Origin of the sequence: Sporosarcina ureae (genome assembly GCF_029267015.1) — a bacterium.
Lineage (GTDB): Bacteria > Bacillota > Bacilli > Bacillales_A > Planococcaceae > Sporosarcina > Sporosarcina ureae_D.
This window is the reverse complement of sequence record NZ_JARIEA010000062.1, coordinates 21,806-30,222: the sequence shown is the minus strand read 5'-3', so window position 1 is coordinate 30,222 and position 8,417 is coordinate 21,806. Positions and strand designations below refer to the sequence as shown.

Genomic DNA, 8,417 nt, shown 5'->3' with positions numbered 1-8,417 from the left:
AAATTCATATGCACGTATCACCTTTCTCTTTGACTTGTTTCTAGACAATTCAAGTATAAAAGAAATTGGTGATCACGTGCATTTTTTTGTTCAATTGTTTGAGTACCCCAACATTTATTATAGAACCAGAAAACAAAACACCCGAAACTTCAACTGAAGTTTCGGGTGTTTATAATTAATTCTTACACAAATACTCCTCTAACCACTTCAACGCATCATCCTTGGAGGCAATATCTCCATTTAGCTGACTTACTTCCAGAAGGAGCAAGATCTTCGCGAATGCTGGTCCAGGTTTGAGTCCGGCTTTCATTAAATCGCCACCCGACAAAAGGTTTTGAAGTTGGTTGCGTTCGTACAAATAATCAATGATGGATTCGGGATGCGCTACTTCGTCCGCCACTAGGATAAACAGAATTGCTTCGTCGGAAAAATCGTGAAGGAACAAGTGGTAGTCTCCAGGTTGTTCCGCGGCATTCCACTGGTCATGCCGCTGCAATGCAGTGATTTCTTCCAATAGCTTTCTTCGGTTTTTTCGCAGTGTGAATTTTTCCGCTGCATACAAGCTATCGTTACAGTAGAACGGCAACAGGAAGTAATTGAACCAGCTTGGTTTTTCACCGATTTTCAGATTCGCGATTTGACGTACTTGTTCGTTGTACAGTTTTTCTAAGGTACTAGCGGCCATTACGGCAGCACCTAACTGTTTCTCGTTGACACCAAACTGTTGCCAAACTTTTAATTCAAATAGGCGACGAATGACTTCTTGTGGTCTGCCTTCTGTAAATAAACGAATCATTTCTTCATTAATCCGCTGCGGTGACAAGTGGATGACTTTATCAATTGACTCCAGTGCCAATTTTTCTGTTTGCTCATCCATCGAGAAACCGAAACGTTCTTCAAAGCGTACCGCACGGAAAATACGTGTCGGATCTTCGATGAAACTAATATTATGGAGAATTTTGATTTTCTTCTGGCGCAAGTCTTCTTGTCCGCCGAACGGATCGATCAATTCACCGAACGCTTCCGTATTCAGACGGATTGCCATCGCATTGATCGTGAAATCACGTCGTTGCAAATCATCTTCGAGAATGGAGATTTCAACTTCAGGTAAAGCAGCTGGCTGTTCGTAGTATTCGAGCCTTGACGATACCATATCAATGGAAAGACCGGACGGGGTATTCCACGTCGCAGTGCCGAAGCTTTCATGTTCCACTACTTCGCCGCCATGGGTTTCCATCATGCTATTCGCCAGTTCGATTCCATTGCCTTCTGCCACAATGTCGATGTCATAATTCGGCTTGTCGAGTAAAATATCCCGTACAATCCCACCGATTAAGTAAGCAGGTGTATGGATGCGGCTCGCTGTTTCGCCGATGTCCTTCAGCAATTGCGAAACTTCTTCACTCATATGTTTGTCCATCTTTTCAATCAGTTCAGCGGTAGGGGACGTGTTTTCTGTTTGTTTGTCTGCTGTCATATCACTATAAAGTACTTCAATAATATTCGACCTAGTGACAATCCCGACGATTTCGCCATCGACGAGAACAGGCAAGCGACCGATATTATGCTCAATAACGAGTTCCTGTATTTCTTCAAGTGAAGCATCCGGTCCGATTGAATAGATTTTAGTCGTCATATACGCCTTCACTGGTGCATGGCCGAGTCCGTGGTGATTCGCTTTATCGAGATCACGTCTCGTTATTAAACCGACCAATTTATTGTTTTCGACGACAGGATAGCCCGAATGCCCGTACCGATACATGCGATGACCTGCTTCTTCAATCGTTGTATCCGGAGTTAGTGTTTTGACAGGCGACGTCATCAACTCTTTTGCGGTAATCGCAGGGCGCAACATCGTACTCATACTATTGTTGATTTCCTCAAGAATGGCATCTTTATCTCCTTTTTTCACAGTGGCGGAACCTGCATGCTTGTGACCTCCGCCACCTAGTTTTTTCAGGATAGGTTGCAGTGTAATACGTTCAGAATTTGCTCGCCCTACGACGCATACGGTATTTTTCATTTTGACGACAGTAATGACCGCATCCGTTCCTTTCACACCCAGTACTTTGGTGGTAATCAATGCCAAACCGTTCAAGAAACTATCCAACTCGTGCGTACTAACCGCAATTTCAAGACCATCAACTTCATGAATTTCTGTATGTGTAAGCAATTCATCCAATAAATCTTGCTGGTCTGACGTTAATGATTCCTCCGCGAAACTGCCAACCATCTCAAGGCTCATTCCTTGTTCGAGTAAATAAGCAGCAGCCTTCATGTCACGGACAGTCGTATTTGCATATGTAAAGTTTCCTGTGTCTGTATACAGGCCGAGACCGAATAAGGAAGCTTCAAAACTTGTGATCGATACGTTCTTTCTCTGGATTTCCTCAAGAAGCAATGTGACAGCAGCTCCTGTAAGTTCCACAGTCCCTTCGTCGTATGCTAGGTCCTGTTCGCCTTTTTGATGGTGGTCATACATAATGACTTTGCGTTTTGAGACATCGAAATCATCGGGGAGTCTACCAATTCTAGAAAGTGAAGCTACGTCCACGATAATCATTTCTGTTACTTGATCCCAATCAATACGAGCACTTGGCACGAAGTCGAAGACATCTCGGTAAATATTCAAGAAACGTTGTACGCGACTTTCCAACTTATCGGAAATGATCAACTGTGCGTCCGGATACAGCTTTTTCGCCGCAATCATTGAAGCGAGCGCGTCAAAGTCAGTATTGACGTGTGATGTAATAATTTGCACTGATAGTCCCCCTAGACAATATGTAAGTTATTAAAAAAATAACCACCCTCTGCTCTGCCTGAGTGGAAGGTGGTTATATTCTGTGTTAAATAGTGTAATAGGTATAGTTTATCAGTTTCATTCAAAATGTTCAATTGAGTCTAATCTATGGTGCTTTTTAACCCATATAGACACTATCACAAGTCCCTGGTTGCGGTTCGTAGAAACAGTGATTTTTAAATTGCCCTGTAAATGGCTGACCGTACCAAGTAGGCGGGCAGGGGGCGTATGGATTGAAATACCATAGCGCGTAGTGGGCAGGATGTTGACGCCAGGTTGTTAGAGTACGTTCAGCTAATCTTTTTTCAGATTCTCTTGCACGTTGATAAAACAAATTTCCTTTTTGTACGGCTTCGAATGAATAATTATTGCCTTGTATTTGGAAAATTACATCGTTGATCGAACGCACATCTCTAAAGTCGAGACAATCGGCTACTGCACGATTGACAATTACATTTCCAACATACAGCATTCCTTGATTACCTTCTGCCTCGGCTTCCGCTCTCATCATTCTTGCCATTAAGTCGACATCTGAATCTCGATATTTGACTCTCGCCATAGTTTTCACCTCATTTATAGTGTATGAGAACGGCTGGCAATGATGTGACATTTTTATAAAGATTTATAGAGTACTTCAATAAAAAAATGAAGACCGTCTACTAAGCTTATACCTTTAAATAGTAGGGTAAAGGTTAATAGATTGAAAAATCTGGACTAAGGATTTACACTGTGCGTAGTACAGTCCATTTGTATACAAATTACTGTAGAAGTGGATATTTTAGTATCTGTTAGTATTGTCGAGAGTCACATCGTGATAGCTTTACTGCATACGCATTCAATTTTCCGAAAAGCGGAAAAATATTTCGGTGTGAATCGCTCATGTACTGTTGAACTATTTACATAAAGAGGAGGAAAGTCAATGGCTGATAATAATTCAAACAACCCGAAGAATGCAAACGAAGTTTCTGATCCGGGACGTCGTAGTTTTGTCAAAAATACAGGTATTGCTGTCGGAGGTGTAGCCGGCGGTGCGTTACTTGGTGGTTTGTTTAGCAGTCGATCTAAGAACGATACGAATTCGAATACTGCTGGGGATAAAGGAAGCGGTAAAGAGAAGCGATATGAAGAAGCACGTATGTATTTCACACGTATTGCCGATTTCGCTATTTTGGAACAGGCAGTGGAGCGAATCTTCCCTGAAGATCATAACGGTCCTGGAGCAATAGAGTTAGGAGTTCCTTATTATATCGATAAACAATTGGCAGGTCCTTATGGATCCAACGTAGGCGATTTCAGACAAGGTCCTTTCATAGGTTCTAAAGCAGCAGCTTCGGACTCAAGTCTTGATCGCGGACAGATTTTCATTAATGGGTTACGAACAATGGATGTCGAAAGCCAAAAACGCTTTGATACGAATTTCGTTAAAGCGACGGAAGATCAGCAATTAGAAATTATGACGGACTTTGCAGATGACAAAGTAGAAGTCAAAGGCATTAGTTCAAAAGGATTCTTTAATTTATTGCGTTCTACTACGCTTGAAGGCGCGTATTGTGATCCGTTATACGGAGGCAATCGAGATATGAAAGGCTGGAAAATGAAAGAATATCCAGGTGCTATCGCATCGTATACCGATATGATAGAAGAAGATAAGTTTGTAAAAATGGATCAAGTCAGTTTGACGGATTATCAACCTAAATAAATGATAGGAAAGGGGAGACAAGAATGGTAAAAACATTAGAAAAAGTAGATGCAGTCGTCGTAGGTTCGGGTTGGGCAGGCGGTATTGCAGCAGCTGAATTAACGAAAAAAGGATATAAAGTAGTTGGATTAGAAAGAGGAAAAGCGCAGAAGCGAGAAGATTTCGTCGGTGCAAAAGACGAACTTCGTTATGATGTGCGAAAACTCATGTTCCAAGAATTGAACAAAGAAACGTTGACGATCCGCAATACGCTGGATGAAACGGCGACGCCTAACCGAAGTAACGATACCAATGCGATTAATGGTACAGCTACTGGCGGTTCAGGTGTTCACTGGAATGGCATGGTCTATCGTTGGCTTCCAACGGATTTTGAAATGCATACGAAGACGGTCGAAAAGTATGGAGAGAAAATCATCCCGAAAGATATGCAACTCCAAGACTGGGGTATTACATATGATGAGCTTGAGAAGTATTACGATCAGTTTGAAAAAACAGCTGGAATTTCTGGTGAGCCGGATCCATTGCGACCGGGTCAGCGTTCGGATGATTATCCAACCCCGCCGATGAAAGAAACGGATATCATTCGTACCTTTACGAAAGCTGCAAAAGATTTGGGGTATCATCCGTATCGTATAGCTTCTGCTAACATATCGGAGACGTATACGAATCCCGATGGAGAGACGATCAACGGATGTGTGTATTGCGCTTTTTGTGAATCATTCGGTTGTGACTTCGGAGCGAAAGCGGATCCAATTGCTACAGTGTTAGCTACAGCAAATAAAAGCGGTAAGTATGAGTTGCGCAATAACTCGTACGCAGTTCGGATTGTCCATGAAAATGGAAAGGCAGTCGGCATTAAATATGTAGATACGGAAACAGGGGAAGAGTTCATTCAACCGGCAGATATTGTCGTTGTGGCTGGATTCACCTTTACGAATACGCGTCTCATGTTATTATCTGAAATCGGCAAGCCGTACAATCCAACAGACGGAACCGGCGTGATCGGTAGTCACTTGACTGCACACCAACGTAACTTGACACACACACGCGTACGTGGATTCTTCGATGAGAAGAAATTCAATCGCTATGCGGGTACGGGTGCACTTGGCGTGACGATGGATGACTTTAATATTGAGCAGCTTGATCATTCAAAACTTGATTTCTTGCATGGTTTCTGTTTGCGTACATCTCAAAGAGGCGACAGACCGATCACGAATAACCATGTTCCTGCAGGTGTTCCGTCATGGGGTAAAGAATTCAAGGACAAATCCATTTTCTATGCAAACCGTCGTATAGACGTTCAGCAGCAAAATGGTGCACTCGCTTGGCGTGAAAACTATATGGATTTAGATCCGACGTATACAGATATGTTTGGTGATCCATTGCTGCGCGTCACGAGCAAGTTCCATGACCAAGACCGCAACATTGTCCGATATGCTCACCAAAGAGGAAAAGAGTTACTAGAGCAAATGGGCGCCGATCATATTACCGTGCCTGAAATTACAGAGGAAACAGAATTTGATAAGAGTTCACTATCTGACCATACAGGTGGCGGTGTAGTCATGGGAGACAATCCTGAGACATCTGCTGTCAATAACTATTCACAAGTATGGGATATGGATAATTTATTCGTAGTAGGGGCTTCTTCATTCCCACTGATGGGTAGCTCCAATCCTACAGCGACAGTTGGTGCTCTCGCGTATCGTGCTGCTGAAGGAATGATCAAGTTCCTTGAAGACGGCGGAGGCCAGTTGGTTAAAAAGGAAGAAAGCGCAAAAGCGTGAACCAATTAAAGATGTGACAAGGGGGGAGGGAGATCGAAGCCTCTCCCCTTTCTATATATAGATTATAGCGAGGAAAGATGCGTATGAATATCCGAATACTTTTTACCTTCTTGACAGCCGTATTTCTCAGTGCCTGTTCCAATCAAATCGAAACGAATATGTCCGAAGAATTGCCGGATTTCGAGTTCACTACACAAGACGAGAACACACTCGCGCTGGATGATTTGAAAGGGGATTGGTGGATTTCTTATTTTTCCTATACGCACTGTACAACGGTCTGTCCACGAACGACAGCCAATATGGTTAGTATCCAGAAGAGCTTGAAAGAAGAAGGTATAACACCGCAAATCGTTTCGTTCAGTATCGATCCGGAATTGGATTCACCTGAAGTGTTGCGAGACTATGCAAGAGATTATGGAGCGGACCTAGATACCATGACGTTTTTAACAGGCTATGATTTTGAAGAAATTCGTAAGTTGTCTGTGAATACATTCAAGGCAGTATTGGAAAAAGGAGCACTCGGTCAGCGATCGCACAGCTTTTTCTTTTATTTAATTAATCCTGACGGCGAGATTGTCAAACAGTATAACGGCATGAGCGCAACAGATCATGACTTGCTAGTGGCGGATGTGAAGACGGTTTTAGGGAAGTAGCGTTATGAAAAAACATTTATATGCATAGATCAGGCATTCTTTCGTTCTAAAAAGAGCGAAAGGATGCTTTTTCTTTTACTATACATTGTACGGTTGCCATCGATAAAAAACTTTCTAAAAAACTTTTGAAACTTTTTCTGGATTCCTCCGTCTGTAGGGTGCGCAAATGATAATAGGGGGATTCACATGAAGAAAATATATAGCTGTGTGTTGTTACTTGCGAGCTTACTCTTATTTATAATGGGAGAAGGAGCCAAGTGGAATTTGAATGAAGTGCCACTGTTCCATGAGCAGCCAGCCACGGCATTTGCGGAAACTATACAAAGCAAACCGTTCATTACAGAGAGAGAATTTGAACAGGTAGTCACACTTACACACAACCAACCAATTTATATGAAGCAAGAGAATCTTGTCCGAATTGGTGAACTGCAAGCAGATCAAGCGGTTGCGATCATTGGTGAAGATGAGGAATATTACGAGATTCGAGTAGGCAAGATGCCCGCTTTCATTCGTAAAGGGCAGGCAAAGGTAGAAAAGAACGTGATCAAAGCACCGTTACATACAGAACGTCTCGGTGCAGTAAAAACAGCAGAAGAAACACCGGTCTATTCGGAAGCAAATCGTGAAAGTGGTATCCTCATGCAATTGAGGGAAGGTTATCGCTATCCAGTTGTGCAGGAAGAAAACGATTGGTATATTATCAAAGTCGGTGAACGTGCGGGCTATATTCATAAGTCATCGGCAGAAATGGATGAAGGCTTGCCGGTACTACTGTATCACCAAGTACTGCCACGCAAACTAATGAAAACAGAAATGAGTACGATCTCACTTGAAAAATTTGAAGAGCAAATGGCGTATTTAGCCAATGAACAATTTACGACGCTGACTTCACAAGAGTTGTATGATTATCTTGAAGGTCGATTAGTCGTACCCGAAAAAGCTTTGATTATTACATTTGACGATGGATTATTATCTTCGAAGAAATATGCGTATCCCGTCTTAAAGCAGCACGGTTTTACTTCACCTCACCACATCATTTCTTCTCGTTTGGATAGAGGAAAAGGGGCACCCGCATTTGACGGGGGTGGGTTGTTGAAGTATCTTGATGCAGAAGATCTGAAAGAGATGACAGATGTCTTCCAGTTTGAAGCCCACACATGCGCATTGCATGAGCTTGGGATAGAAAGCGGAGCGGGTTTAGTTTTCGAACATTCGGAAGAGGAAATTATCGAAGATTTGAAGCTGAATTTGCACCATGTACCATCAGCTGTTTCGATCGCGTATCCATATGGCCAATATAATGATGAATTTATCGCGGCTGCTAAAGAAGTAGGATTGCTAATCGGCTATACAACAGTAGAAGGATATGCCAATATGGATCGTTCCAATTATGAAGTGAATCGATTTGGCATGACAGAAAAAAGGTCGTTTAAGGATTTTGCAACATATGTTGACGGAGACATGAGATGGCCATAGAAGAG

The 8,417-nt window shown here is 42.5% G+C and carries 6 protein-coding genes; 4 read left to right on the top strand and 2 right to left on the bottom strand.

The window, feature by feature from the left end; genetic code table 11:
* Positions 1-175: 175 nt before the first annotated feature.
* Both Q7P97_RS10665 and Q7P97_RS10660 read right to left on the bottom strand, forming a co-directional pair.
* The gene (locus tag Q7P97_RS10665; protein ID WP_303969178.1) at positions 176-2,761 is read right to left on the bottom strand and encodes a CBS domain-containing protein; all 2,586 of its coding nucleotides are present in this window, start codon (positions 2,759-2,761) and stop codon (positions 176-178) included.
* A 157-nt stretch (positions 2,762-2,918) separates the two neighbouring features.
* Positions 2,919-3,359 (bottom strand): cell wall hydrolase, encoded by a 441-nt coding sequence (locus Q7P97_RS10660; protein WP_303969177.1) that lies wholly within the window; start codon positions 3,357-3,359, stop codon positions 2,919-2,921.
* Between the two features lie 360 nt (positions 3,360-3,719).
* Between Q7P97_RS10660 and Q7P97_RS10655 the strand changes: the two genes are divergently transcribed.
* From Q7P97_RS10655 to Q7P97_RS10640, 4 genes are all read left to right on the top strand, one after another.
* Positions 3,720-4,499 (top strand): gluconate 2-dehydrogenase subunit 3 family protein, encoded by a 780-nt coding sequence (locus Q7P97_RS10655; RefSeq protein WP_303969176.1) that lies wholly within the window; start codon positions 3,720-3,722, stop codon positions 4,497-4,499.
* A gap of 23 nt (positions 4,500-4,522) precedes the next feature.
* Positions 4,523-6,283 (top strand): GMC family oxidoreductase, encoded by a 1,761-nt coding sequence (locus Q7P97_RS10650; protein WP_303969175.1) that lies wholly within the window; start codon positions 4,523-4,525, stop codon positions 6,281-6,283.
* A gap of 83 nt (positions 6,284-6,366) precedes the next feature.
* A complete protein-coding gene (locus Q7P97_RS10645) occupies positions 6,367-6,936 on the top strand; it encodes an SCO family protein (protein WP_303969174.1) in 570 nt (189 codons plus the stop codon).
* Between the two features lie 186 nt (positions 6,937-7,122).
* Complete coding sequence (locus tag Q7P97_RS10640; protein ID WP_303969173.1) at positions 7,123-8,412, top strand: polysaccharide deacetylase family protein; 1,290 nt, start codon at positions 7,123-7,125, stop codon at positions 8,410-8,412.
* Positions 8,413-8,417 lie beyond the last annotated feature (5 nt).

Coding starts and splice junctions, on each gene's coding strand:
- Q7P97_RS10660 (WP_303969177.1), bottom strand. CDS start 3,359: ATGGCGAGAGTCAAATATCGAGATTCAGATGTCGACTTAATGGCAAGA.
- Q7P97_RS10655 (WP_303969176.1), top strand. CDS start 3,720: ATGGCTGATAATAATTCAAACAACCCGAAGAATGCAAACGAAGTTTCT.
- Q7P97_RS10645 (WP_303969174.1), top strand. CDS start 6,367: ATGAATATCCGAATACTTTTTACCTTCTTGACAGCCGTATTTCTCAGT.
- Q7P97_RS10650 (WP_303969175.1), top strand. CDS start 4,523: ATGGTAAAAACATTAGAAAAAGTAGATGCAGTCGTCGTAGGTTCGGGT.
- Q7P97_RS10640 (WP_303969173.1), top strand. CDS start 7,123: ATGAAGAAAATATATAGCTGTGTGTTGTTACTTGCGAGCTTACTCTTA.